The organism is Streptomyces sp. LMG1-1-1.1 (genome assembly GCF_040815545.1).
In the GTDB taxonomy this organism is placed as follows: domain Bacteria; phylum Actinomycetota; class Actinomycetes; order Streptomycetales; family Streptomycetaceae; genus Streptomyces.
The window spans coordinates 187,700-213,061 of sequence record NZ_JBFPNH010000012.1; the positions used below are offsets into that span (position 1 = coordinate 187,700).

The 25,362-nt window shown below is 70.8% G+C and carries 15 protein-coding genes; 9 read left to right on the forward strand and 6 right to left on the reverse strand.

What is annotated here, in order from left to right:
• Positions 1-61: 61 nt before the first annotated feature.
• On the reverse strand, positions 62-8,629 hold the full coding sequence (locus MRBLMG1_RS04660; RefSeq protein ID WP_367820979.1) for a DNRLRE domain-containing protein: 8,568 nt from the start codon (positions 8,627-8,629) through the stop codon (positions 62-64).
• A gap of 691 nt (positions 8,630-9,320) precedes the next feature.
• Here MRBLMG1_RS04660 and MRBLMG1_RS04665 point away from each other — a divergent pair.
• From MRBLMG1_RS04665 to MRBLMG1_RS04680, 4 genes are all read left to right on the forward strand, one after another.
• Entirely contained in the window at positions 9,321-10,904 is a 1,584-nt protein-coding gene (locus tag MRBLMG1_RS04665; protein WP_367821031.1) for an adenosine deaminase family protein, read from the forward strand.
• A 147-nt stretch (positions 10,905-11,051) separates the two neighbouring features.
• Positions 11,052-11,627: a Chromate resistance protein ChrB gene (locus tag MRBLMG1_RS04670; RefSeq protein WP_414721486.1), complete on the forward strand. Its 576-nt coding sequence runs from the start codon at positions 11,052-11,054 to the stop codon at positions 11,625-11,627.
• A 41-nt stretch (positions 11,628-11,668) separates the two neighbouring features.
• Positions 11,669-12,808 carry an MFS transporter gene (locus MRBLMG1_RS04675; RefSeq protein WP_367821033.1) on the forward strand — a complete coding sequence of 380 codons (1,140 nt, stop codon included), beginning with the start codon at positions 11,669-11,671 and terminating at the stop codon, positions 12,806-12,808.
• Positions 12,809-12,941: 133 nt separating this feature from the next.
• The gene (locus MRBLMG1_RS04680; RefSeq protein WP_367820983.1) at positions 12,942-14,027 is read left to right on the forward strand and encodes a tyrosine-protein phosphatase; all 1,086 of its coding nucleotides are present in this window, start codon (positions 12,942-12,944) and stop codon (positions 14,025-14,027) included.
• Between the two features lie 142 nt (positions 14,028-14,169).
• Here the strand turns inward: MRBLMG1_RS04680 and MRBLMG1_RS04685 are convergent, their stop codons facing one another.
• On the reverse strand, positions 14,170-14,799 hold the full coding sequence (locus tag MRBLMG1_RS04685; protein ID WP_367820985.1) for a class I SAM-dependent methyltransferase: 630 nt from the start codon (positions 14,797-14,799) through the stop codon (positions 14,170-14,172).
• A 142-nt stretch (positions 14,800-14,941) separates the two neighbouring features.
• Here MRBLMG1_RS04685 and MRBLMG1_RS04690 point away from each other — a divergent pair, with 142 nt between their 5' ends.
• The 3 genes from MRBLMG1_RS04690 to MRBLMG1_RS04700 all read left to right on the forward strand — a co-directional run bounded on the left by MRBLMG1_RS04690 (position 14,942) and on the right by MRBLMG1_RS04700 (position 17,105).
• Positions 14,942-15,580, forward strand: a complete 639-nt coding sequence (locus MRBLMG1_RS04690) for a MerR family transcriptional regulator (protein ID WP_367820987.1) — start codon at positions 14,942-14,944, stop codon at positions 15,578-15,580.
• Positions 15,581-15,654: 74 nt separating this feature from the next.
• Positions 15,655-16,542 carry a maleylpyruvate isomerase family mycothiol-dependent enzyme gene (locus tag MRBLMG1_RS04695; RefSeq protein WP_367820989.1) on the forward strand — a complete coding sequence of 296 codons (888 nt, stop codon included), beginning with the start codon at positions 15,655-15,657 and terminating at the stop codon, positions 16,540-16,542.
• 263 nt (positions 16,543-16,805) lie between these two features.
• Positions 16,806-17,105, forward strand: coding sequence for a dsRBD fold-containing protein (locus MRBLMG1_RS04700; protein WP_367820990.1), 300 nt, complete (start codon positions 16,806-16,808; stop codon positions 17,103-17,105).
• Between the two features lie 302 nt (positions 17,106-17,407).
• On the opposite strand, the gene MRBLMG1_RS04705 is transcribed toward MRBLMG1_RS04700, so the two are convergent.
• Positions 17,408-18,130 carry a CBS domain-containing protein gene (locus MRBLMG1_RS04705; RefSeq protein WP_367820992.1) on the reverse strand — a complete coding sequence of 241 codons (723 nt, stop codon included), beginning with the start codon at positions 18,128-18,130 and terminating at the stop codon, positions 17,408-17,410.
• Between the two features lie 175 nt (positions 18,131-18,305).
• On the opposite strand from MRBLMG1_RS04705, the gene MRBLMG1_RS04710 reads away from it, so the two are divergent.
• Positions 18,306-19,607, forward strand: coding sequence for a YncE family protein (locus tag MRBLMG1_RS04710; protein WP_367820994.1), 1,302 nt, complete (start codon positions 18,306-18,308; stop codon positions 19,605-19,607).
• Between the two features lie 99 nt (positions 19,608-19,706).
• Complete coding sequence (locus MRBLMG1_RS04715) at positions 19,707-21,605, forward strand: glycoside hydrolase family 5 protein (protein WP_367820996.1); 1,899 nt, start codon at positions 19,707-19,709, stop codon at positions 21,603-21,605.
• A 79-nt stretch (positions 21,606-21,684) separates the two neighbouring features.
• Here MRBLMG1_RS04715 and MRBLMG1_RS04720 read toward each other — a convergent pair whose 3' ends face one another.
• The 3 genes from MRBLMG1_RS04720 to MRBLMG1_RS04730 form a co-directional block, all read right to left on the reverse strand.
• Positions 21,685-23,757 (reverse strand): discoidin domain-containing protein, encoded by a 2,073-nt coding sequence (locus tag MRBLMG1_RS04720; RefSeq protein WP_367820998.1) that lies wholly within the window; start codon positions 23,755-23,757, stop codon positions 21,685-21,687.
• Between the two features lie 123 nt (positions 23,758-23,880).
• Entirely contained in the window at positions 23,881-24,474 is a 594-nt protein-coding gene (locus MRBLMG1_RS04725; protein WP_367820999.1) for a TetR/AcrR family transcriptional regulator, read from the reverse strand.
• Positions 24,475-24,568: 94 nt separating this feature from the next.
• Positions 24,569-25,300, reverse strand: coding sequence for a hypothetical protein (locus MRBLMG1_RS04730; protein ID WP_367821001.1), 732 nt, complete (start codon positions 25,298-25,300; stop codon positions 24,569-24,571).
• Positions 25,301-25,362: the final 62 nt, after the last annotated feature.

Here is a 25,362-nt window from a genome sequence, read left to right on the forward strand (position 1 = left end):
GCCTCTTCTGCGCCGGATCAGTCCCTCGGGGGACTCACGGCTTCAGTGGTTCCAGGGCCCGTCAGTCGTGGACCCCGGAGGGTATCAGCCGGGAGAACGCCCCCGATGAGCTGGAGACGTACATGTGCACGCCGATCGGGTTCACATAGCCCGGGGCGTACACCGGAACGGACTGGTAGTAGACCTTCTCGCCGAGCTTGAGACGCCTTTCGATCTCGTACTCGACGGTCCGCATGCCCTCCTTCTGGTTCTGGTACATGGTCGTCGGGACGATGTTCTCCCGGTAGTGGCTGCCGCCGAACTCACGGGCGATGAGGTGGGCCCGGTTCCAGTCGTCGGACTCGTCCTGGAGGTCCCAGCCGCGCGGGTTCTGCGGACCCGTGTTGTCGAGGCCGGCCGGCTGGGAGGGGTCCAGACAGGCGAACCCGCCGGTGGCCCGGCCCTGCGTGTCCACCGGGGTGTTCCACACGAGGCTCGGTCCGGACGAGTTCTGGCACTTCCGGTTCTCCTCACCGGCGCCGTCGATCGCCTTGCGCTGGGGAGAGTTGTCCTCCTCGGCCGAGGGCGCCAGACGCGCGAACAGCCGGACCAGGTCGGAGACCGCCTTCCCGGTGTGGAAGCCCTGCGGGCCGCTGCCGGGCGGCGTGGGAGCCGATCCCGGCGAGGGGGACGGCGTGGGCGCCGTACTGGTCCCGCTGGACGCGCTGGACGAGGTCGCCTCGTCCGCCGTCGGCATCATCTGGCTGATCGCCGTGGCCGCGTCCGACAGGTTCTTCTGACCCTCCGGCGTGGCCGCGTACAGGGCCGTGACCAGAGCCGCGCCCGCCCACCAGAGGGCCGGGATCGCGAAGGCGAAGTGGCCGTCCAGCTCGACGAAGCTGGTCGGGTTGCCGCCGGCGAACGAGTAGCGGTTGCCGGTGAACGGGTCCGCGCCCAGGTTCATGTCGGCCAGGGCGCCGTTGTACATGTCCCGGGTGGTGAAGCGGTTGAGCCCCGGGCTGTAGTCCCGGAAGCCCATGTCGTACGTACCCGACTGGGCGTCCCAGCGCTTCGCGTTGAAGCGGTAGGGGTTGTACGCCTGCTTCGTCGGGTCCCCGGCATCCGGCTTGTCGATGCCCGTGAACTCCGACTGGTCGTCGGAGCCGTAGGCGGTGTAGCCGTACGTCGCCTTGGTGTCGCCGTCCTTGTCGGTCAGCGTCTCGACGTCACTGTGCGCGTTGTAGCCGTAGAAGCCGTCCTCGCCGGTGCCGTCGGTGTTGTGCTTGACCTGGGACAGACGCTCGCCCCACGGGCTGTACTGGTACGACTTGGTGAGCTGGCCGGCGACCTCTTCGCTCAGCACCTCACCGGACAGGCCGAGGTAGTTGAAGTCGGTCTTCTTGCCGTCGGCCGTCTTGGAGGCGGTGCGGTCGAGGGGGTCGAAGGTGTACGTCGTCGACTTCATCGCGCCGGTCCCGTCCCGCTTCTGGGACTCCACGACGTGGTCGAAGCCGTCGTACACGCTCCTCTCGATGACCTGGCCGCCGGCGGTGACGGACTCCTGCCGCCCGAACGGGTCGTAGCTGTAGGTGGCCGCCGAGCCCCCGGTGGTGGCCCGGAGCAGGCGGTTGCGGTCGTACTCGTAGGCGGTGGTGACGTTCTTGACCGTCTGCGAGACGACGTTGGCGTTGTCGTCGTGGACGTACTTCTCGGTGCCCGCGCCGGTGCCGGTCTTGACGGACTCGGTGAGCCGGCCCGCCGGGTCGTAGGTGTAGTCGGTGGTGGAGCCGAGGTACGCCGCGTGGTCGTCGGCGTTCATCTTCTTCGCGACGTCCTGCGCCTTGCTGCCGTTCAGGTCGTAGGCGTAGGTGTGCGAGGAGACGAGCGTCCCGGAGCCCTTCTTCTCCGTGGTCGACCTCAGATCACCGCCGAGGAGGTAGGTGTAGTCGACGGTGTTGCCGTTGGCCTTGGTCTCGGTGAGCCGCTGGCCGCGGTCGTTGAACGTGAACGACGTGACCTTCGGCGACGCGTCCGCGGCGGACTTGCCGACCGAGATCGACTTGACCAGCTCGCGCAGGTCGTAGGCGTACTTCGAGAACTGGTCGGGGTGCGTGACCGTATCGGCCTGACCGTTGGCGTCGTACGTGTACGACGTGACCTTCTTCTCCTGGCCCGCGAGGGCCTCGGTCACCTTCTGGACCTTGTTCAGGCCGGTGTAGGCGATCGTGTAGGCGTCGATCCCGGCGCCGGAAGAGGTGTCGTCGATCGACGTCACGTTGCCGTTGACGTCGTAGCCGTAGGTGAAGGTCCGCTTCTCGGAGTCCGTCTCGCCGGACGTGTCCCTGACCAGCTTGACCGCGTCGGCGACCACGATGCCCGAGCTGCCCTGCTCCAGCTTCAGCTTGGCGTCGTTGCCCTGCTTCAGGCTGTAGGAGCCCAGCGTCACCCAGGTGCCGGTGCCGGCCGTCTGGTCCTTGTTGACCGACGGGTGGGTCGTCGTCCCCTGCGACAGCGTGTACTTGGCCGCCGTGGCCGCGCCCGTGACCCGCGGGTACTTGACGTACGCGGTGTACGTGCCGTCCTTCGGGACGTTGAGCGTCCAGGTGAAGGCGTCGGTGCCCGTGCCGGCCGCGTGGGTGCGGTGGTTGTAGCCCTGCTGACCGGCGATGTCGCCGGTCGCCCAGGTACCGGTGACGGAGGTGTGCTGGGTGTCGGAGTTGTCGACGAGCACGACCGACTTGCCGACCGGCACGCCGTCGTCCGACTTGGACTTCAGCTTGCCGTCGGGGTAGTACGACTGCGTCATGGTGCGGTCCGAGGAACCGCCCGCCGACGTGAGCGTACGGGCCTTCTGCAGCCCGAGCTCGGTGTAGTCGTACGTGGTGGTGATGTCCCACGGGTCGGTGGACTTCTTCGTCCAGCCGTTGTCGAAGTACTCCATGACGGTGTCGTTGCGGACCGTCTGGCCCTGCGACGGCGGCAGCGACTGCCGCTCCACCCGGCCCACCGCGTCGTACACGGTCTGCGTGTAGACGTTCGGGTCGTTGTTCTCGGGGTCGTTCGGGTCGTAGGGCTGGTACTGCTTGACCGGACGGTTCAGCGCGTCGTACTCGGTGCGCGAGGTGAAGTCGTCCGCGGTGGCCGTCGCCGTGCCCTTGGGCGTGATCACCTTGGTGCCGTTGCCGGCCTGGTCGTACTCGTACTTGCTGGTGCGGAACGTGGTCGCGTCGTACGGGACCTTGACCTCGGTCTGCTTGCCCCGCTCGTCGTACGTGTAGGTCGTGGTGCTGTTCCCCGGGTCCGTGGACGTGAGGACCAGGGAGTCCTTGTCGTAGGTGCGGGAACTGACCTTGCCCGCCGGGTCCGTGGAGCTGGTGAGCCGGTGGTTCAGGTCGTACGCCATCTTGGACGTGTAGTCCGTGGCGTCCGGGGTCGCGTTCTTCTTCGGGTCGACGACCGTGACGGCGTTGCCGACGTTGTCGAACTCGTAGGAGATCTTGTCACCGGCCGCGTTGACCGCCGAGGTGAGCTGGTAGATCTCGTCGTAGTGGTGGGTGGTGACGTAGTCGGTGGCGTCCGACGTCGTCAGCGAACCCTTCGGCTCGGTGACGGTCTTGAGGTTGCCGACCTTGTCGTAGGTGTAGGACGTCTTCCGGTCGGGCGACGTCGGCGTGTCCTTGGGGGCCGTGGCCGAGACGAGCTGGTCCGCGACGTCGTACACCGCGGTCGAGACCGCCCCGTTTGGCGCCGTCGACGTGGTGACGTTGTCGTTGGCGTCGTAGACCGGCGCGGGGTGGGTGATGAACACGCCCGCGCTCTGGTCCTTCGGGACCGTGTTCTCCTTCGGACGTCCGAAGGCGTCGTAGGTCTGCGTGGTCTTCTTGCCGAGCGCGTCGGTGACCTCGGTGACCTGACCTCGCACGTCGTAGACGAAGGACGTCGTCTTGCCCAGGGCGTCGGTGATCTTCGCCGGGTAGCCCGTGGGACCGAAGTCGCTCGTCGTCGACGGGTTGCCGTTGGGGTCGGTGGCCTTGGTGAGCTGGCCGTAGGCGTTGTACTCGTACGAGGTGGTGTAGTCACCGGCCGTGGGGGTGGCGACGCCCTTCGGGTCGGTGACCGTCTTCAGGTTGCCGAAGGAGTCGTACCCGAACTGCCACTTGCGGCCCTCCGGAGAGGTCTTGGTGGCCAGGTCGGCCGCGTAGCCGTCCAGACGGGTCAGGTACGTGTACCGGGCCGAGTTCGCCGGGTACGTGCCGGGGGCGCAGTCGCCCGGAGGCGGGACGCCGGACTTGTTGCTCTCAGCGTCGCGCTTCCAGAGCGGGTAGCCCGTCTTCCGGTCGTAGCAGTAGGCGGTCTTGGCCCCGTTGGCCTCCTCCAGGTACGTGACGTTGTTGTCCGCGTCCCAGCTCATCTTGGTGGTCTGGGACTTGGCGTTCGTGGTCTGGACCGGGCGGCCGAAGTCGTCCGACACGTAGTCGGTGGCGTGCGACAGAGCGTCGGTCACCTTGGTGTCGACGAACTTGGGGTTCCCGGCGTCGACCCCGTAGCCGAAGGTGGTGACACCCTGCAGACGCTCGGTGATCGTCTTCGTCCACCAGTGGTACTTCGGGTCGTCACCGGCCTGCGGCGAGAAGTACGTCATGGTGGTGGCGTTGCCACGCGGGTCGGTGGTCTTGACCAGCTTGACGTTCTTGTTGCCCTGGGTGGCGTCGTACTCGAAGCCGAAGACCTTCGGCTGGCTGGAACCGGCACCATCGGTGATCTTGGTGAGCAGGCCCTTGTCGGAGTACTCGAAGGTGAACGTGCGACCCGAGATCTCGGTCATCGACTTGATGTGGTCGATGATCTTCGGGTTGTTGCTGTCCGCCTTGGAGTAGTACTCGATCGTCAGCGACTGCCGGCCGACCGGGTCGGTGATGTACTTGAGGAACTTGGTCGGCTTGTTGTTCGACTTCCGCTCTTCGTAGGTGTACGTCTGGGTGTTGCCGTTCTTCTCGACCAGCGACGTCAGGTAGCCGTCGCAGCCGAACAGGAACCGCGAGCCGTCAGGACGGGTCATCGTCCAGGCGTCCGGGACCGGGTCCTTCAGCGGGGTGCAGTCCAGACCGGTCTTGGCCGCCAGCTTGTAGTGGACGCCGGCCGGCGCCTTCCACGCGTTGGCGGTCGAGTCCCAGCGGAACACGTGGGTGGTGCCGTCGCCGTCCGGGAGACGGATCTCGGTCGGGTTTGGCTTGGGGTGGAACTCCAGCGGCGCGCCGAGCCGGATCGGGCCCGAGGCCTGGAAGGACCAGCCGGAGCCGGAGACGGTGTCGGAGGTGTCCTGGCTGTTGTACGCGAAGCGGGCGAAGGTGGTGACACCGCGGCCCGGATTGGTGAACGCGTTGTACTGCCAGACGCTGTTGCCGGACGCCAGGTTGTTCATGACCGTGGAACCGGCGCCGGTGTTCTTGCCCGTGTAGGAGTAGAACTTCTCCATGCCGAGCTGGTTGGAGGTCGGGTCCTCGACCGCGACGTTCTGGCTCAGGCCCGGGATGCCGGAGGTGCCCGAGGCCCACGTGCCGGTCGTCTTGTCGTAGACGTCCCAGGTCAGCACGTAGTCGGTGCGCTTGTTGCCGTTGTCCGAGTTGATCGGTGTCTTCACCTGCGCCTGCAGGCTGACCGAGCCGCCCGGGACGACGTTCGCCGGGAGCGCCGTGTGGACCTGGTTGCCGCCGGTGGTCGCGTCCGTGCCGTCGGGCAGGGTCCACTTGTAGCTCAGGACGTGATCGGCCGACGTCCAGCTGGAGGCGGTCGTGTTGGTGAGGGTGAAGTCGACCGTGTAGTCGGAGTTCGGGGTCATGCGCGCGGGGGTCTGCGGCGCGTAGTACGTCGACTCGGTGGTGGAGTCGATGTACGTGACCACGATCCTGGGCGCGAGCCTCGGCTCGGTGCCCTCGGACGACAGGAACAGGGTGCGCTCCTGCGAGGCGGCCTCGTCGGCCATCTTGAGGACGACGCCCTTCTGGGAGGCCGGGGTGGTCACCCAGGACTGCGCCAGCGAGGTGACGTTCCAGTCGTGCCGGGCCGGGTCGTTCGTCATCGCCCCGGTGTCGGCCGCGACGGCGCCGAAGTCGCCGCCCTGCGTGGTCCAGTTCGCGCTCGCGTCGGCCTTGACCCACGTGGCGGTGGCCTCGTCGAAGTCACGCGTCAGCGGCCGCAGTTCGTAGAGGGCGCCCGTGGTGTCCTGGGCGGTCTGGTGGGACCAGAGGCGGACGTTCGCGTCCAGGACCCGGGCCGTGGCGGGGATGCCGAGGGCCGGGAACTTGAGCAGGGCGCGGGTGTCGCCGTACGTGGCGGAGTTGTTGCCGACCGACAGCCAGTTCTTCGGACCACTGTCGTCGATGGTGTCGTGCGGTGTCGTCGTCCGGACCGAGGACAAGGTGGAGTCCTGCGCCGCCGCGAACACCTTCGTCGTGCGGCCGGCCTTCGGCAGGCGCACGAGCTGGGTGGGGGCGGCGACGACCTGCCCGTCCTTCGTCCTGACCGCGACCATGTAGTAGTAGGCGCGGCCGTACGGGTCGGTGTCGTCGGCCTTCGTCGGCGTCGCGGAGGTGTCCGTGAACGACGTCGTCCCGGGCGGGACCGGGGCCACCAGGGTGGCCGCCGAGGGGGTGAAGGTCTGGCTGATCGAGCGGTGGACCTGGTACTCGACCAGGTCGTCACCGGTGGCGACGGGGTCCTTGTCCTGGTACGCGGACCAGGACAGCTCCGCGCCGGTGTGGTGGATCGTGGTCGGGGCGGCCAGCTCGACACCCTGACGGCCGAAGGTCAGCACGAGACGCGGGTAGTTGGCGGTCTCACCGCCGTACCCGAACTCGCTGCCCTCGTAGCGCGGACCGCCCTTGGGGCCGTTCGCGGACTCGTCACCGGCCTTGATCACGAAGCCGTTGTTGACGTTCGTGCCGTCGATCCAGGACTGGACGGTCTTGGTGACGGGGAAGGAGTGCCAGGTGTTCAGCTCACCGGGCTGCTTGGTGACCACGCCGCCCTTGGTGAACCGCACCGCGTCCGCGATCACGGACGTGGTCGTCGACGCGGGGCCGTCGCCGAGGACGATCTTGCCGAGCGTGCCGGCCTTGAAGGGGTGCGAGCCGAGCGTCTTCCACACACCGGCCGTGCCGGCCTGCTGGTTGACGGTGTACGCCTTCGTCCCACCGTCGTAGGTCACGGTGAACGGAGCGTTCGCGGCCCGGTCCGACGCGGGTATGTTGTGCGTCTCGACCTGGTAGGTGCCGTCCTCGGGAAGGCTCGGCTGCCAGGTGTACGTGTCACCCGCGACCGAATCCTTGTTGTACATGTACGTCTGGTTCACCGCGTACTGCGTGTACGCCGTGTTCCCCGATGCCGGCCACGCACCCACAGCCGCCGTACGCCCGGCCTCACCGTTGTCCACCACCACGGAGGTGCCGGACAGCTCACCGGTGATCGCGTTCGCACTGTTCCAGGTCGCCGTGGACTCCGACCACGCCTGCGTGGCCCGGTGCGCCTCCAGCTGCACCTCGGTGTCACCCGCGGTGTGCGTCTGGTCGAACCACAGCTTCAGATCCGCGGAATCGAGCTTCGTGCCCGCCGGGATGCTGCCGACCGGGAACCGGATCAACGCACGCGACGCACCCGTACTCGTGTTGCCGACCGACAGACGCCAGTTGTCGTCGTAGTTCGTCGCCGGACCGTCCGACGAGATCATCACGTCCTGCGCCGTCGTCGGCGTCGGGGCGATCGAGATCGTCGGATCGATCGTGACCGGATACCGCCGCTCCGGCGCCGCCAGCCACTTCGCGTCCGGCGTGACGACCAGGCTCCAGCCCTTGTCGGCCCTCGTGAGCCTCTGGGTGACGTTCCCGCTGTAGGCGGAGCCGTACGCGGCCTTCGCGTCCTTCTTCGCGTCCGTCATGAACGCGGCGGGGATGACGAGGACCGGGTCCGCGCCCTCACCGTAGAAGGAGACCGAGCCGTCCTTGTTCTGCTTCGGCGTCAGCCCGCCCGCGTCCAGCGTGAACGTGAAGGACACCGGCCCGGACGGCTTCGCGTCCAGGACGATGTTCTCCTTCACCCGCCCCGGACCGACCACGTACGACAGGTCCGCACCGGACACCGCGTTCTTGTACGTGACCGTGTCACCCTCGGCCGCCGGCGCGAGCTTCCCCGCACCCTTCAGACCGAGGGTCACCGTGTGACCGTCGGCCTGGAAGCGCAGCAGCCGCTCCGCGTCCGAGCCGAACCAACTGCTCGCCGCGTTCGTCGTGTTGGCGAAGGGGAAGCCCTTGGCATCGGACGGGACGACCGTGGGGTCGATGTCCTTCCAGGACCTGCCCGCGCGGTACCCGGTCGGCACGGCCGACACCTCGGTCTGCACCCGCCCGTCGGACAGCTGCCAGTACCGGGCGTTCGCCGTCCGCTTCCCGGTCAGCTCGGCGACACGCTTCGGCTTCGCCGCCGCCGTGCCCTTCGGCAGCTTCTCCCGACTCGGCAGCACCGGATTTCCGCCGGTCTGCGGGGCCTCGGATTCGTCGCCGTCCTCGGAATCCGAGAACCAGCCGTCGAAGAAGCCGCCTTTACCCTCTCTTTCCCTGCCTGAAACCGGCGCCGCATAAGCAGCTTGTGGCAACATGGTTCCGGCCATAGCCGAAACCACGAGGCAGGCTATTGCCCGCCCGTATTTCACTTTCACGCCATCCCCTTCATCTGCGCCCGTCCCGCATGAGGCGGAACAGGCGCACCGACACACCGGCACGGGGCACTCCGCCGCCGGTCGCGTCTCCGACCTCGACCAGAGCACCTCAGGGCATGTCGAATCAGACCGCCTTCCGGGCAGGGGAAAGCGGCCTCGCCAGAGGTGCGCCGATCATGACGGGGGGATTCTTCAACATGCAGTTGATGCCACGTCAACTGCGCACGCATTTGGAACATTTCACCGTACGGGCAGATGGAGAAATACTGCTCGAAAGGGCCATCCCAAGGCCCGGTATGCAGCTGAGGGCAAACACGGGCACACAGCGAAAAATGGCTCGGACCGCGTGCCGGCCTCGGCGAAGTCGACGGCAAGCCGCACCACTTCCGCATAGCCGAGGTCGGTCCGTCCGGTGCGCGTGCGCCGCCCATGCGGGCTCGGCTCGGAACGTCTGTTCGTTTGCTCGTCGTTCCGTGCGAGTGGATCCCTCGTGCGGGTGGTGTGGTGGGCGAGGGGCACGTCACGGGTGCCTGGGTGGGGGGTTGCTCGCGATCATGCCGGAGTGATCATTTCCGTACCTCCACGAGATCTCGACCGCGCGGTTCCGCGGCGCACTTCGCGTCGCCGCTGCCTGCTCGTCGCAGCGCTGTGCCTGCTGCCGGCCGCCGTCGCCGCCCCGGCGAACCCGGCGAGTGCCGCGCCGGGTGCGCCTGGCGGGCCAGGGGCCGCGCCGCGGCCCGTGTCGACGGCGGGCGAGGTGGTGGCCTCGGCGCGGCTCGCCTCGATCCGAGACGAACCGGCCGCGCTGCAAGCCTTCTTCCGGGCTCTGCCCAAGGGCGGGGAGCTGCACAACCACCTGTCCGGCGCGGTGAGTACCGAGTACCTGATCAGGCTCGCCGCCGAGGACGGGCTGTGCGTCGACACCGCGACGATGACGGCCGTCGTGCCGCCGTGCGGGGCGGGCACCAGGCCGGCGGCTGACGCGAACACCGACCGTGCCTTTCGGGACGCCCTCGTGCGAGCGTGGTCGATGCAGGACTTTCCGCCCGGCGGCAACGGGCACGACCACTTCTTCGACACGTTCGGCAAGTTCGGCGAGGTGACCTGGCGGCACCGGGGCAAGCTCCTTGCCGAGTTCGCCGACACCGTGGTGGAGCAGAACCAGTTCTATCTGGAGACCATGATCAGCCCGGCCTCCGAGAGTGCGAAGAAGCTCGCGAACGAGGTCGGATGGGATGCCGACCTGGCCAGGATGCACGCCAGGCTCGTCGCGGACGGCAAGCTCGACAAGGTCGTCGCCGAGGCCCGCAAGGAGGCCGACGACGGCGACGCGGAGTTCCGTAGCGAGGCCCGGTGCGCCACCGAGGCGCCGCGCCCCGGCTGTGGGCTGACCGTGCGCTGGATCTCCCAGGTGAGCCGCGGCAGCACCAACGAGCGGGTCTTCACCCAGATGGCGCTCGGCATGCGCCTCGCGGAGGCCGACCCGCGCTTCGTCGCCGTCAACCTGGTGCAGCCCGAGGACTGGGACACCTCCCTGGCCAACTACAGCACCCAGATGCGGATGCTGAAGTACCTGCGCGGCGTGTACCCGAAGGCCCACCTGACCCTCCACGCGGGCGAGCTGTGGCCGGGTCTCGTCAAGCCCGAGGACCTGACCTTCCACATCGGCGAGGCCGTGGACGTGGCCGGAGCCGACCGCATCGGGCACGGCGTCGACCTCGTCCACGAGAACGACTGGCGGCGGGTGGCCGACACGATGGCCGCGCGGCGCGTCGCCGTCGAGGTGCCGTTCACCAGCAACGCCCAGATCCTCGGCGTCGAGGGCGCCGACCACCCCTTCGAGACGTACCGCGCCCACGGCGTCCCGGTCGTCCTCGCCACCGACGACCCGGGCGTCTCCCGGATCGACGTCACTCATGAGTACCGGTACGCCGCCGAGACGTACGGGCTGACCTACCGCGAGCTGAAGGACCTGGCCCGCGCCTCCCTGGAGTACGCCTTCCTGCCGGGCGCGAGCCTGTGGCACGGCAACCCGACCCGTGACGGCTACCGCCTCGCCGGCGCCTGCCGCCCCGACGAGCCCGGCTCCGACCGCCTCCGCCCCGTCTGCCGCCGCCTCCTCGACGCCAGCCCCAAGGCCGCCGTCGAATGGCGCCAGGAGGCCGCGTTCCGCGCCTTCGAGCGCCACCTCGTCACGGGCCCCGTGGCCGGCTGACCCGCCGAACCACACCCCGCCGTCCGCCCTCCCAGGGCGGGCGGCGGGGTCGTTGCGCTCCCGCAGCCCCGCAGCCCCTGGGGTCTGGGGGACGCCGTCTCCCCTCCACGGCCCCGCAGCCAGCCTGATGTAACGGCTGCTACATTTTTGTCTGTGTCGAACACTGAAGCGGACGTGCGCTGGCTCGTCCTCGTCCTCAAGATCCCTGCCGAGCCCTCCCGTCACCGGGTGGCGGTCTGGCGTGAGCTGCGGCGAATCGGGGCGCTGTCCCTCGGTCAAGGGGTGTGGGCGGTGCCGGACGTACCGGTGTTCGCCGACGGCACCGCACGGGCCCTGGAGCTGACGGGCAAGGCCGGTGGTCAGGCGCTGACGCTCAACGCCACGGGCCGCGGCCCTGAGGACGCGGCCCGCTTCCGGGCTCTGTTCACGGCGGCCCGGTCGGCGGACTGGGTGGAGTTCCTCGCGGACTGCGGAAAGTTCGAGGAGGAGATCGCCAAGGAGATCCGGATCGGCAAGTTCACCCTGGCCGAGCTGGAGGAGGAGGAGCAGTCGCTGGAGCGGCTGCGTCGCTGGCACCGCGACCTGACCGCCCGTGACGTCTTCGGCGCGCCCGAGGCTCCCGAGGCCGCGGTCCGTCTGAAGGTCTGTGCGGCCGTGTGCGAGGACTACGCCGAGCGCGTCTTCGCCGTCCTGCACGAGGCGGCGGGGGGCGACGACCGATGAGTACCCAGGCCTCCGTACCGCCGGCGGCTCGCGTGGCCGGGATGTGGCCGCTGTACGCGGCGGGGTTCACCACGGCCTTCGGGGCCCACGGCATCGCCGCCAACCTCGGTGGCTTCTCCGAGGACGCCGTCACCTCCCTGCTCGTCCTCGGCGGGCTCCTCGCCCTCTACGACGGCGCCGAGGTGCTCCTGAAGCCGGTCTTCGGCAGCCTGGCCGACCGCATCGGCGCCAAGCCCCTCCTCGTGGGCGGGCTCATGGCCTTCGCCGCCGCCTCCGCGCTCTACGCGACAGCCGACAGCCCCGGGTGGCTCTGGGCGGCCCGCCTCGGGCAGGGTGCCGCCGCCTCGGCGTTCTCCCCGGCCGCGTCCGCGCTCGTCGCCCGTCTCAATCCCGCGGCCAAGCGCGGTCGCGCTTTCGGGAGTTACGGCTTCTACAAGTCGATCGGCTACACCCTCGGCCCCCTCCTCGGCGGCCTGCTGGTCTGGGCCGGGGGCCTGCGGCTGCTCTTCACCGTGCTCGCCATGCTCGGTGCAGCGGTCGCCCTGTGGGCCGTGCTCGCCGTGCCGGCCGTACCGCCGCTGCCCAAGCGGCGCCAGACCGTCCTCGACCTGGCGCGCCGCCTGGTCGATCCCGTGTTCCTCGGCCCCACCGGGGCGCTGGCCGCCGCGACCGCCGCCCTCTCCGTCGGCGTCGGCTTCCTGCCCGTCTCCGGGGCCGCCGCGGGGCTCGGCACCATCGCCACCGGCGCCGCCGTCTCCGTCCTCGCCGCCACCGCCGCCGTCGTCCAGCCCTACGCCGGGCGAGCACACGACGACGGGCGCCTCACCACCCGGACCGGCCTCGCCGCCGGCCTGGCCGTCACCGCCGCGGGGCTCGGCTGCGCCATGCTGCCCGGTCTGGCGGGCGTACTCCTGGCGGCGGCCCTCATCGGCGCCGGAACCGGCCTGATCACTCCGCTCGGCTTCACCGCCCTGGCCACCTCGACGCCCGAGGAACGCATGGGCCAGACCATGGGCGCCGCCGAACTCGGCCGCGAACTCGGCGACGCCGGAGGCCCGCTCCTCGTGGCGGGCGTCGCGACCCTGGCGACGCTCACCTACGGATACGCCGCCCTGGCCCTTCTCGTCGCCGCGGGCGCCGTTGTCGCGCTTCTGCGGCGGGCTGCCGTGAGCGCGTCGTAGTCCGGGCGAGGACCCGCCCCACCCTCTGCATGATGTGCACAGGTGGCATGTTTTGCCATCTGCCCTCGGTGGGGCGGTTTCCGGCCATGCCGTGTTCATGGGACGTTCGCCGCAGCCGCCCAGTGTCACGGACATGAACAAGGCAACGCTTTCCGCGACCGTCCTCGTCGCGGCACTCGCCCTCGGCCTGCCCTTCGCGCCGGTCGCCACCGCCACCGAGCGGCACCTGCCCCGCCCCGCCGACCAGCACCGCTCCGGCCAGGCCATCCCGTTCACGGAGGCCACCGTCACCGCGGGCGCCGACGGGTCGTTCTCCCTCGCGTGGAAGGCGGAGGGCGTCAAGCGCGTCGAGATCCACGCGAACGGCCGGATCGTCGCGAGAGGCGGCGCCACCGGCCGGGCCGTGGTCACCGGCCTTCCCCCGGCCGACCGCCAGTGGTTCCGGTTCCAGGCGGACCGCGGCCAGGGCCTGCGGCTCGCCGACCGACTCGTCCGGCTCTCCGGGACCGTCAACCTCCGCGACGCGGGCGGCTACCGCACCGAGAACGGCCAGTGGGTCAGGATGGGCGAGGTCTACCGCTCGGACGCCCTCGACCGCCTGACCGCCGAGGACCAGGCCAAGCTCCGGCGCCTGGGCGTGCAGACCGTCTTCGACCTGCGCACGGCCGACGAGCGGTCCAAGAACCCCGACAACGTCCCCGCCGGCGCCGACTACGTCGTGGCGGACGTCTTCGCGGGCTCGGGTGCCTTCCAGGTCATGCCGAAGACCCCCGCCGAGGCCGAGCGCATGATGATCGACGCCGAGAAGGCCATGGTCAGCGGCGACGGCGGCAAGAAGGCCTACGGCCAGGTGCTCGCCGGCATACGCGCGGACGACGCGCGCTCCGTGCTCTTCCACTGCACCGCCGGCAAGGACCGCACCGGATGGTCCAACGCCGCCCTCCTGACCGCCCTCGGCGTGCCGAAGGACACCGTCATGGCCGACTACCTCGCCAGCAACACCTACCGCAAGGCCGCCAACGACGCCCTCCTCGGCCACCTCCCGCCCCAGCAGGCCGCCGTCTACAAGCCCCTCCTCGACGTCCGCCCCGAGTACCTCGCCTCCGGCTACGCCGAAGTCGACGCGAAGTACGGCTCCTTCGACCGCTACCTCGACGACGCCCTCGGCCTCGACCACCGCGACCTCAAGCGCCTGAAGAAGGACCTCCTCATCGGCTGACCGGACGGCCGGGAGCCCCGGGAGCCCCGCCGGAACGCGGCGCGGGCTCCCGACGCGGTCGCCCCCGGCTCCCCGCGCGAGGCGCGACCTGTTCCGAAGGACACCGCGACGACAGGATCAGGCGGGACTGCCCGGACGGGACCTAGGGACGCCGGGCCATCACATGGGCGTCGAGGAAACCCCGTTCGGACGCCGGGTCGTGGAGGAGGCGGGTGAACGGGGTGAGGCCGGCATCGGCCAGGAGGGCGGCGAAGCGGTCCGGAGGCCAGCTGTAGGCGAGGGTCACCTTGTGGTCGAAGGGGACCGGCTCCGGTCCTTCGGTGCCGAAGAACGAGACCAGGATCAGACCTCCCGGAGCCAGGGCGCGTGCCTGCTCGGCGAGGAGGGAGGGCAGTTCGGCGGGCGGGGTGTGGATCATCGAGTAGTGGGCCAGTACGCCGCCGAGCGCACCGTCCTGGACGGGCAGGGACTCCATGCGTGCCTCGTCGAAGCGGAGGGCCGGGTGGGCCCGCCGGGCGTGGTCGACCATGGCGGGGGAGAGGTCGAGGCCGAAGGCGTCGAGGCCCAAGTCGTGGAGCATGGCCGTCAGGTGCCCGGGCCCGCACCCCACGTCCGCCGTCAGGAGGTTCCCCGTGTCGCGGACCAGCTCGGCGAAGGTGCCGAGCATGGCCCGGGTGAACGGCCGGGTCTCCAGCCGGTCGGCGAAGAGCGACGCGTACAGGTCGACGACCCCGTCGTAGGCCGTCCTTGTCTGGTCCTGGTGCTTCGGCATGGGGAGGAAGTTAACAGCTGACACCCGCGGGGAGGGGTGGCTCCGTACCGACGCCCGCGCCGGCGCCCGCGCCGGTTGCCGGTCGGGCACGGGCACGGGGACAGGCACAGGCACCGGGGCAGGAACGGGCACAGGCCCAAGCATGAGCACCGGCTACGGCACTGGCCCGCTGCCGGTGGCGTCAACTCCGGCGCGTCGCCGTCGCCGTGAAGAACGGGACGGCGAGGAAGAAGTGGTCCGACGCGACGCGGTCGTGCTGGTCGCCGGGCACCCGCCGCCCGGCCGACGGGTGCCCGGCGCCAACCCGAAGAGTTCGTACGAGCGGTGGCGGAGCGCGACGGCGTCGACGATGACCATCGGCGAACCCGCAGGCCGTTTCGGCCTGGCCACGCACGTACTGCGGCACGGGGAGCCGACCGGGCTGATCGATCCCGTACGGGACCGCAACGGCCGCCGCCGGTACTACGCCGGGCGCATGACCCGGGTCGACCGCAACGGTCGCCGCCGGTACTACGCCGGGCGCATGACCCGGGTCGCCGTCGTCCTGCGGGCCGAGCAGGCGGGCCTCGCGCTCGACGACATTCGCGAACTGCTGGAGGCGGGCGACCTCGGGGACCGGCGCCGGCGCCTCGCCGCGCACCGCGAGGCGCTCCGGCGCCGCATGGCCGAGACCCAGGCTTGCCTCGACCTCATCGAAGGCGCGCTGGACTGCGGCCACGCCGACCTCACCACCTGCCCGCGGTTCCGCGAGATCGTTGCCGACGCGACAGGTACCACCTGAGCTACTCGCTGGTACGGTCCCTGACCTACCGGTACTCCAGGGGGAGCCGCCGGGACCGAGGGAGGGGCGGATCCGTGACGGGACGAACGGGCGGGGTGCTCCCCGGCGGGCTGGCCGAGGCGATACGCGGGACGGCCGAGGACGTCGCCGCCGTCCTGCGTACGGCGGAGGGCGCGGGATCGCGGGGCGACGGCCCGGCGGGCAGGGACGCCGGTGGCGGCGCCCCGGGAGGGAGCGCCACCGGTCACGGCGGCGGGCTGCCGGTGCCCCGCTCCACCTGGACGGTGGGCGAGGCCGCCGCACACCTCGCCCAGGCGAACGCGCTGATGGCGGACCTGGCCGCGGGGCACCGGCGGCCCTACGGCGACGGCACCCCCGGCAGCCTCGCCGAGGCCAACGAACGCGCCCTCGCGGGGTTCGCGGAGCGGGCGCCCGGTCCGCTCGCGGAGATGATCACGGCCCAGGCCCTGGCCTTCCTCGACTCCGTCGAGGAGCGCGACCCGGACGAGCCGGTCACCACCCCGCTCGGCGTGATGACCCCGGCCGTCCTCGGCTCGTACCTCCTGACCCACATGCTCGGCCACGGCTACGACCTCGCCCTCGCCCTGCGCCGCCCGCACATGGTCGACGCGCACCGGGTACGGCTCACCATGCCCTTCATGATCCAGGCGATGCCGCAGGTCGCGGACCCGGTCGCCGTCGCCGGCCTCACCGCGAGCTTCGCGGTACGACTCCGGGGCGGCCCCGGCTTCGGCGTCACGATCACCGGCGGCCGGGTCGGGGTCGCCCACGAGCCGCCCGCGCGACCGGACTGCACGATCCTCACCGAGCCGGTCACCTTCCTCCTCCTGGCCCTCGGCCGGATCGACCCCTGGCCCGCGATCGCCCGCGGCAGGGCGCTCGGCTGGGGCCGCAAGCCCTGGCTCGCCCCACGCTTCCCCACCCTCTTCCGCGCCCCCTGAGGCGCACCTGAGCCGTCTCGGGGCAGACCCGGGACTCGACCCGGAACTCGGACCCGGGACTCGACCCGGAACTCGGACCCGGGACTCGGGCCCGGGACCGAGTCGGCCGTACGACATGAGCAGCCTCGCCCGTACGACCCGGGCGGGTTCCGTCGGGGCAGGCCCCGTCCCCGTGCGCCGCGGCCCCCGCCGGTGGATCCTGGAGGTATCGGAAGGGGCCGTGCCTCGGTTCCGCGCGGCCCGACGGTGCGAGGAGGCAGACCATGAGCCGCACTCTGGAGTGGACGGTCGGCGTGGAAGTGGTGGAGGACGGCGGCAGGACCAAGGCCGAGGCCCGACTCAGCACCGGCACCACGACCCTGACGGGCCACGGCTCCGCCCGGTGCAACCCGGCGGACGTGGACGTACCGGCGATCGGCGACGAGCTCGCCGCGAGCCGAGCGATGAAGGACCTCGCGGGCAAGCTGATGCAGGAGGCCAACCGGGACATGGAGGCCGTGGGCGCCGGGACCGTACCCCAGCGCACCGGCCCCGGCTACGGCTGGCCGGAGGCGGTGTCCTGACGGGACCGCCGGCCGGGCCGGGACCCCGGTCGGACGCGGAGTCCGGCCGGGAGCCGGCCATTTCGTGCTGCCCTGACGTACGCTTCCAAGGTCGGGCGCCGGCCTGAAGCGCGAGTCCGGTCGGGCGCAGGCCTCATCGCGTAGCCCTGATGTACGAAGTCCGGCCGAGAGCCGAAAGGCTCGCGCTCCCCTGACGCGCGAGCCGGCCAGGAGTGCCGGCCGGTGCGTCGGCCGGGCGCGCCGGGCGGCGGCTCCCGCCCCCCTCACGTGATCCCAACACCCTCACGTGATCCCACCGGAAGTCACCCCCCGCTGCCCTCCCGCTCGTAGCCTTCCCCCTCGCCGCCCTCCCGGCCGAAGCCTTCCCCTTCGCCCTCCTCCCCTTCTTCGCCCTCCCGGTCGTCGCCGTTCCGTCGCTCGCCCCGTGCCGCCGCGTCGGCGTCCTCGTACCCCAGCCGGTCCACGACCTCGACGACGCCGTCCACCGTCTCGCAGAGGCGCACCAGGATCGGGCCGAGCCCGCGCCGCTCCAGCGTGCCGCTGAGGGTGACGCGGCCCTCGTCGACGTCGATGTGTACGGCGGAGGGGGAGAGGCGCATGATCCGGACGAGGACGTCCTCGCGGATCTCCTCCTGGATCGACCGGTCGCGGCGCAGGAAGAGCTGGAGGAGGTCGCTGCGGCTCAGTACTCCGATCAGCCGGCCCTCCGCGTCGACGACGGGCAGTCGTTTGATCCGGTGCCTCTCCATCAGGCGGGCCGCCTCGACGGCGGTCCAGGAGGGGCGGGCGGTGACGACGGGGCTCGACATCATGGCCTCGGCCGTGCTCGGTCCGTTCTTGGCGGCGTGTCGCCGTAGCAGGTCGGCCTCCGAGACGACGCCCACCGGCCGGCTGTCGTCGTCGACCACGGGGACGGCCGTGATGCCGTACTCGTCGAGGAGCCGTGCGATCTCCTTGAACGAGGTCCCGCGCTGTACCGCGACCGCGGCCGGCGTCATCAGGTCCGCGACACTGCGGTGCCTCATCGTCCGTTCCGTCCCTTCTGCGTTCCGGATTCCATGGTCCCGCACCGTGACCCGACCCCGCACGAGGGGGGCGGGAGAGGTGGCTCGAAGGGGGGCGTGACAGGGGCTTGTGGGCGTGGCGCGCGCGTGGTTACCTCCGGTAAGTCATCGTCGCGCCACGGAAGAAGGACCCCCCATGCCCTCTCCCCGTACGTCCGGGACCCGTCGCCTCCTCGGGGCCGTCGCAGCCTCCCTGGCCCTCGTCACCGCGTCCGCGGGCGCAGGTTCCGCATCCGCTCCGGAAGCGGCCGCCGCCCCGGGGGCGACCACCTCGGGGGCCACCGCCCCGGCCGGGCTGCGCGAGGTGATGTTCGTCGGCAACAACTGGGACGGCACCGCCGATGTCATCGCCTCCCGGGGCGACTTCCAGCGCGTCGGCCGCGTGAACGTCATCCCCGACAAGGAACAGCGGCTGCGCGAGATCTACCTCAACCCCGTCCGGCTCGCCTACTTCCTCGGCGTCCGCAGCGGACCGGGCGAGGGTCACGACCAGTTCGTCGACGACATGTACGCCACCCCCGACGGATCCGCCATGGTCGTCTCCCGGCCCAGCTTCGCCGACGTCGTCTCGCTCGACCTGCGCACCGGCACGATCAACTGGCGTTTCCCGGTGGCCGGTTACCGGGCGGACCACATGGCCGTCTCGCCCGACGGGAGCCGGGTCGCGGTCTCCGCGTCGACGGCGAACACCGTGCACGTCCTCGACATCGCCACCGGCCGCCAACTCGGCTCGTTCAAGACGGGCGACAAGCCGCACGAGAACGTCTTCACCTCCGACGGCCTCCTGTGGAACATGTCCATCGGCGAGGTCACCACCGCCCTCGACGCCCCCTGGCTCGACTGGTCCAAGGGGGACCGGAAGATCACCGTCGTCGACGCCCGGACCTTCGAGACCGTCCGCGTCATCGACATGCGCACCCGCCTCGACGCCTTCGGGCGCGGAGACCTCTCCGACGCCGTCCGCCCGCTCGTCTTCACGCCGGACGAGAAGAAGGTCTACTTCCAGGTCTCGTTCCTCAACGGCCTCCTGGAGTACGACGTCGACTCCGACCGCATCACCCGCCTCAAGAACCTCCCGGCGAACCCGGCGACCGACCCCGACCGCACCACCTGGGTCAACGACTCGCGCCACCACGGCCTTTCGATCAGCCCGGACGGTGCCAAGCTCTGCGTCGCCGGGACGATGGACGACTACGTCACGGTCGTCGACCGGGAGACCCTCACGGAGGGTCCGCTCGTCCAGGCCTCCAAGCCGTACTGGGCGACCGTGAGCGGCGACGGCCGCTCCTGCGTCATCTCCGAGAGCGGGGCCGACCGGGTCACCGCGATCGACTTCGCCACCGGGCAGCGGGTGGCCTCCGTGGCCGTCGGGGACCACCCCCAGCGGGTACGGCTCGCCCGCGTGCCCGCCGACTGGACCAGCCCCACGGCCGGCTGACCCACCTTTCTCACCCGCTCACCCACCCTCCTCGCTCACACCCACCCTTCTCACCCGCACCCACCCCCCTCACCCGCACCCCCACCCTCGAAGGACATCGTGAAGAGAACACTCCTGGGGGCCGCGCTCGCCGCGGCCCTCCTGGCTGCCGGGACGACGGCGGCCCCCGCCGCCCCCGCACCGGCGGCCCCCGCTCCCGTGACGGCCCCCACCGCGCTCGCCGAAAGCTGGCAGCCTCCGCTCAGCACCCGGGGGCGCTACGTCGTCGACGCGACCGGCGGCCGGTTCAAGCTCAGGTCCGCCAACTGGCACGGCGCTCAGGGCTCGTGGACCGGATCGGGCGACAAGTCCGACCCCGCCAACCACAACGCCGGTGAGAAGTCCGACCAGTTGCCCCTCGGGCTCGACCGCACGCCGGTCGCGAGGATCCTCGCCGACTTCCACGCCCTCGGCATCAACAGCATCCGCCTGCCGTTCTCCAACGAGATGCTCCACGACCAGCGGCCCGTCTCCGACGCGGCCGTCGCCGCCAACCCGGAGCTGCGCGGGAAGACCCCGCTCCAGGTCTTCGACGCGGTGATCGCCGCGACGACGGCCGAGGGGTTCGCCGTGGTCCTGAACAACCACACCAACACGTCCCGCTGGTGCTGCGGCCTCGACGGCAATGAGCGGTGGAACACCAGCCAGTCCACCGCCCAGTGGGAGAACGACTGGCTCTTCATGGCCAGGCGCTACAAGGACGACAAGCGGGTCGTCGGCGCCGACCTCTACAACGAGGTGCGCCGCACCATCACCGACGACGCCAACTGGGGCTGGGGCGACGACCACGACTGGTGGGCGGCCACCCAGCGCCTCGGCGACCGCCTCCTCACCGAGGCGAACCCCGACCTCCTCGTCATCGTCGAGGGCATCAACTGGCAGGGCATCCCCGCCGACGGGTTCTCCCACTGGCGCCCCACCCTCGAACCGGCCAGGACCCTCTCGCACACCCTCGTCGCCTCGGACAAGCTCGTGTACTCCGCGCACTTCTACGGCTACACGGGCCCGAACCACACCGGGGCGACCGGCACCGGCGAGACCCACGACTGGCGCTACCAGGAACTCTCCCGCGACGACCTCTTCGCGACCCTAGCCCGCCAGGCCTTCTACGTCGCCGCCGACACCGGCAAGCACTACACCGCACCCCTGTGGATCAGCGAGTTCGGCATCGGCGCCGACGAGACCGACCCGAAGGCCCGCGCCTGGTTCGGGAACTTCGTCGACTACCTCGTCGCGAACGACACCGACTTCGCCTACTGGCCGCTCGTCGGCTTCACCGGCCACGGACGCTGGAAGCTCCTCGACTACGACACCGAGGGCCGCCGCTCGGGCATCCTCGACGGCACCGACTGGCGCGCCGCCGACTGGCGCCGACTCGTCACCGCCCCGGGCCTGACCGGTCCCGTGCCGGCCACCGACACCTGGCACATGCTGAACCTCGACCACGCCGACGCGGTGCAGTCCCTCCGCGTCCGGGCCCGGGGCGACTGGGACAGCGGCGCCCGCAAGGGCGTCTGCCCCGACGGACTGCGGCTCGTCGGGCTCGCGCACCGCGACGGCCGCGGCCTCTGCACGGACACGGGGGCCACCCGACTCGCCGATCCGGCGGGAGGGTTCACCGTCGTGACCGACGAACGGTACGTCAGGGAAGGCGACTGGGCCGGCGGCTACACCAAACTCCAGTGCCCCCGCGACCAGTTCATGACCGGCTACAGCGTCCGCGGCCAGGCCGTCTCTGCGGTCCTGTGCGCCGCCGCCGTCCGCGCCCTGCCGGTCACAGGCCGCACGCTCTGGTTCGACCGCGGCGACAACCGCCCCGCCGGCGGGCCGGGCGGCGAGTTCGCCCAGGGCAACTACAAGGGCCAGTGCGCCGCCGGCGAGTACGCGGCCGGCGTCGCCTTCACCGGAGCCTGGGCCAAGGGAAAGACGCCCGACGCCCTGCTCTGCCGGACCCTGTAGGCCTGTCCGGCACGTACGGGTACGAAGGAGGGGCCTGCCGGATCCGCGATCCGGCAGGCCCCTCCGGCCTAACGCACGCTCAGGTCCGGTTCACCGACACCTCGATGAGCGAGTAGCCCCAGCCCGTCGCCCGTCGCACGCCGTGGATCCGGACGTACCGGGCCGACTGCGAGGCGAACTCGGCGGTGTCGTACCCGCCGTCGCCCGCCTGGGTGGACCAGGCGGTCCGCCAGGTGCTGCCGTCGTCGGACAGCTCGATCCGGTACTCGCGGGCGTACGCCTGCTCCCAGTCGAGCGTGACCTTCCCGACCCGGCGCACCGACCCGAGGTCCACCTGCCACCACTGGTCGTCGGACCACTCGCTGGCCCAGCGCGACCCCGTGTCGCCGTCGACCGCGCGGCCCGGCGCGAAGCTGACGAAGGGGTTCCACCACTCCGAGGTACTGGCGGCCGTCGGCCGGCCGGAGGCGAGGTTCACCGCCGGCTCGTGGTCCTCGGTCCGCTTCCACGTCGTCAGGTACGACTCCGCGCCCCGCGACAGCTCGTCGACGACGGCCGGACCGCCGTTGCTGAGCCGGATCTGCTCGATCCAGTCCGGCACGAGGCCGTTGTGCGCGGCGCCGTCCGTGTTGAGGTCCCAGGTGCGCTCGCCGGTGACCTGGCGGTCGAGCACCGCACCGCCGTCGAAGCTGCGGAAGGGGTACTTCACGGAGTTCGGCGCGTCGGTGCCGACCGGGCCGGGCCAGCCGCCGACCCCGTTCATGTCCGTGCCGTAGCCGAACCCGACCCCGTACTTCTTGCGCAGCGCCGCCTTCTGCGAGGCCTCGCCGACGAATCCCTCGGCACCGTGCATGTACGAGGCCGCGAAACCGCCGAGGCGGTAGAGCCGCTCGGTCCAGTCCAGGTCCATCCAGCTGTGGCTGGAGAGGACGCCGGGGTACTCCTCGGCCTCCAGGATGTCGAGCGCGCGGCCGGCGGCCTTGACGCTCATGTGGTCGAGCTCCAGCATCATGCCGCGCTGGATCATGCCCTTCAGGGCGTACTCGCCGAGCCTCGTCAGACCGCGGGTGTTGCACTTGGCGTCCGAGGCGTACGAGGGCACGCTCACTCCGGCCGGCAGCTTCTCGGCCATCGCGGCCGGGGCGGCGGCGAGCCCGATCGGGTTGTCGTGCTGCGCGCCCGCGCACTTCTCGGTGGTCCAGAAGGTGCCCGTGGACAGGAACTGGCCGATGTTGACCGCCACCCCGGTCGTGCCGCTGTCGAACCGCACGCCGCACAGCGCGTTGTCGAACTTGTGGCAGAGGAACATGCTGCGCACGCCGAGCGCGTACAGCTCGTCGAGGCCCTTGTCGATGTCCGCCTGGCCGCACTGCGCGATGTCGAGGATCTGCTTGCAGCCGAACGGCTCCGACGTCTCCACGCCGAGGACGACCGCGAGCTTGCCCTGCTCGATCACCGAGCGGGCCTGCTCGGCGCTGGTCACGATCCGGAACCAGCCCTTGCCGGGGCCGCCGTACATCCCGTCGACGTAGTCCTGCAGCTCGTACGTCCTGCGGGCCTCGAGACGGATCGCGGTCATCTCGTCGCAGCTGCGGTCCCGGGGCAGCAGCGAGCAGATCAGGCCGTTGGTCACCAGGTCGTTGACGAGCACCCGCTGGCCGCCGCGCCAGGCGCGCTCGACCCAGGCGTAGTAGTTCTGCTGGTGGCTGAGGGAGTTGTTGGCGGGCCAGTCCTTGAACGTCGGCCAGCCGACCGGGTCGTGCTTCCCGTTGTCGCCGCCCGTGAGGTGCTCGAAGAGGGCGCCCGAGCCGTCGGGGTAGTGCTCGGGACAGTCCTTCAGCGCGTCGGCGATGCCCGCGGCCGAGAAGGTCTGGCCGCAGATCATCCGGCCACCGAAGCCCTCGTTGGACATCAGGTGGTTGTGCGCGTCGACGAAGCCGCGCACCTTCCCCTGCGCGTCCGTGCCCGTGAACGGCGCTCCGGTGACGTTGATCTGCGAATCGGCCGCGGGCCGTGAGGTGGGCTCCCACCAGGTGCCGCCGGCGTCCGCGGCGGGCACCGGAGCGGAGCCGAAGAGCACGGCGGCCAGGGCGAGGAAGAGCGCGAGGAGGGCGGATCTGCCGCCGGTCCCGCGCGTGATGGGTCGAGTCATGATCAGCGATGCCTCCGGACGGTGGGGGTGTACCGGGCGCCCCGAGGATCGCGGTGCGAAGGGAGTGAGTCAAGAGTCCGGGTCAAATGACCTGTTGGTGTTTGCGGAATCTCCTCCGATCGATCAACCCTCGATCAGGGAAACGAGTTGATCCGCCGTCAGATCCAGGTGTCCGTCCGCCACCCGCGCGTCGCCGAGCACCAGGAACTGCAGCGTCAACCCGTCGATCGCCGCCGCCAGATACCGCGCCAGCACCTCGACCGGAACGCTCGGCTCGACCCCCCGCGCCTCGCCGACCTGACCGATCAGCGCCGCCGCCGACGCCACGTACTGGTCGTACTGCGCCCGCGCCAGATGCTCGAACCCCGGTTCCCGCAAGGCGTACTGGGTCAGGTCGTACGTCAGCATGTGCTCGCCGGGATGCGCCGTCACATGGTCCCAGTACGTCTGCAGCGCTCCGCGCACGGTTTCCCGCAGCGTCGCCCCCGGCTCGACGGCGGACATCACCCGCGCCACGTAGTTGCCCGTGATCGTCTCGATCGCGGCTTCGAGGAGCGCCTGCTTCGACTCGAAGCAGTAGTGGAACACGCTCAGCGAGACGCCCGCCTCGGCGCAGATCGACCGCGTCGTCGTCCGCGCCACCCCGTCCCTGGTCATCGCCCTGATCGCTGCCTCGACCAGCTGCCTGCGTCGTTCGGCCGACGGCATCCGCGCCATGGTTCCTCCTCGCGTCCGGCGCAAGGGTAACCGCAGCCCCTGTGCCCTTCCCCCCGGCCGGTCCCGTGCGCGACGGGACCGGTGGAGCGCGGTGTCAGGGGGCGTACGGGGCGTCGCTGTGGTCGAGTTCGGTCATGGTGGGCTCCGTCACGCGGTACACGGCGGTACGCCGGATCGTCACGATGGCCGCCGGGTCGGAGTCGCCGCGCGTGAGGTACACGACGGTGGCCTGACGCGGCGCCGGCGACGAGACGACGATCGACTCCACGGGCGTACGGTCGCCCAGCGAGGCCGCGGCGACGGGCACCGGGGTGCCGGAGTCGTTCCGCCAGGTCACGAGGCCGTAGAACTTGCCCGTACCGCCGGTGGTGACCTTGACGGCGGCCACCGCGTCCTGGGCCGGGTCGCCCGTCATGTCCCCGATGCCGCACTGCGGCTGGAGCTCGATCACCACCCCGTCGCCCTCCCACCGGCCGTCGGTGAAGGCCACGGTGCCCGCCGGGGCGTCCGGGAAGCGGAAGGTCGACGTCTGCAACTCGGCGCTGCGCAACCCGTCACACGTCAGCGCGCCCGCCGAGGTGTCCTTGCCCGGCTTCGTCGGCTTCGTCGGCTTCTTCGTCGGCTTCTTCGACGCGGACGGCGACGGCTTGGCCGATTCCGTTCCCTCGCCCCCACCCGGAGCCTTCGACGAGGTCGCGGACTTCCCGGGCTTGGGATTCGCACCCCCGCCGCCTCCCGTGTCCTGGCAACCCACCGTGACCGATGCCAGCGCCAGTGCCGTGACCAGCCACGTTCCCCGCGCCTGCCACGTTCTCTTCCCGTTCACCCCAGGACCCCCTTTGTCTCCGTCCGCGCCGTCCGCCCACCGTCCGGCAGGGCCGAAGACGC

What these genes read in the sequence shown, in the direction of transcription:
- MRBLMG1_RS04705 (WP_367820992.1), bottom strand. Translation starts at nt 18,130, where the DNA reads ATGAGGCACCGCAGTGTCGCGGACCTGATGACGCCGGCCGCGGTCGCG.
- MRBLMG1_RS04710 (WP_367820994.1), top strand. Translation starts at nt 18,306, where the DNA reads ATGCCCTCTCCCCGTACGTCCGGGACCCGTCGCCTCCTCGGGGCCGTC.
- MRBLMG1_RS04680 (WP_367820983.1), top strand. Translation starts at nt 12,942, where the DNA reads ATGAACAAGGCAACGCTTTCCGCGACCGTCCTCGTCGCGGCACTCGCC.
- MRBLMG1_RS04675 (WP_367821033.1), top strand. Translation starts at nt 11,669, where the DNA reads ATGTGGCCGCTGTACGCGGCGGGGTTCACCACGGCCTTCGGGGCCCAC.
- MRBLMG1_RS04725 (WP_367820999.1), bottom strand. Translation starts at nt 24,474, where the DNA reads ATGGCGCGGATGCCGTCGGCCGAACGACGCAGGCAGCTGGTCGAGGCA.
- MRBLMG1_RS04690 (WP_367820987.1), top strand. Translation starts at nt 14,942, where the DNA reads ATGAGCACCGGCTACGGCACTGGCCCGCTGCCGGTGGCGTCAACTCCG.
- MRBLMG1_RS04700 (WP_367820990.1), top strand. Translation starts at nt 16,806, where the DNA reads ATGAGCCGCACTCTGGAGTGGACGGTCGGCGTGGAAGTGGTGGAGGAC.
- MRBLMG1_RS04685 (WP_367820985.1), bottom strand. Translation starts at nt 14,799, where the DNA reads ATGCCGAAGCACCAGGACCAGACAAGGACGGCCTACGACGGGGTCGTC.
- MRBLMG1_RS04660 (WP_367820979.1), bottom strand. Translation starts at nt 8,629, where the DNA reads ATGTTGCCACAAGCTGCTTATGCGGCGCCGGTTTCAGGCAGGGAAAGA.
- MRBLMG1_RS04720 (WP_367820998.1), bottom strand. Translation starts at nt 23,757, where the DNA reads ATGACTCGACCCATCACGCGCGGGACCGGCGGCAGATCCGCCCTCCTC.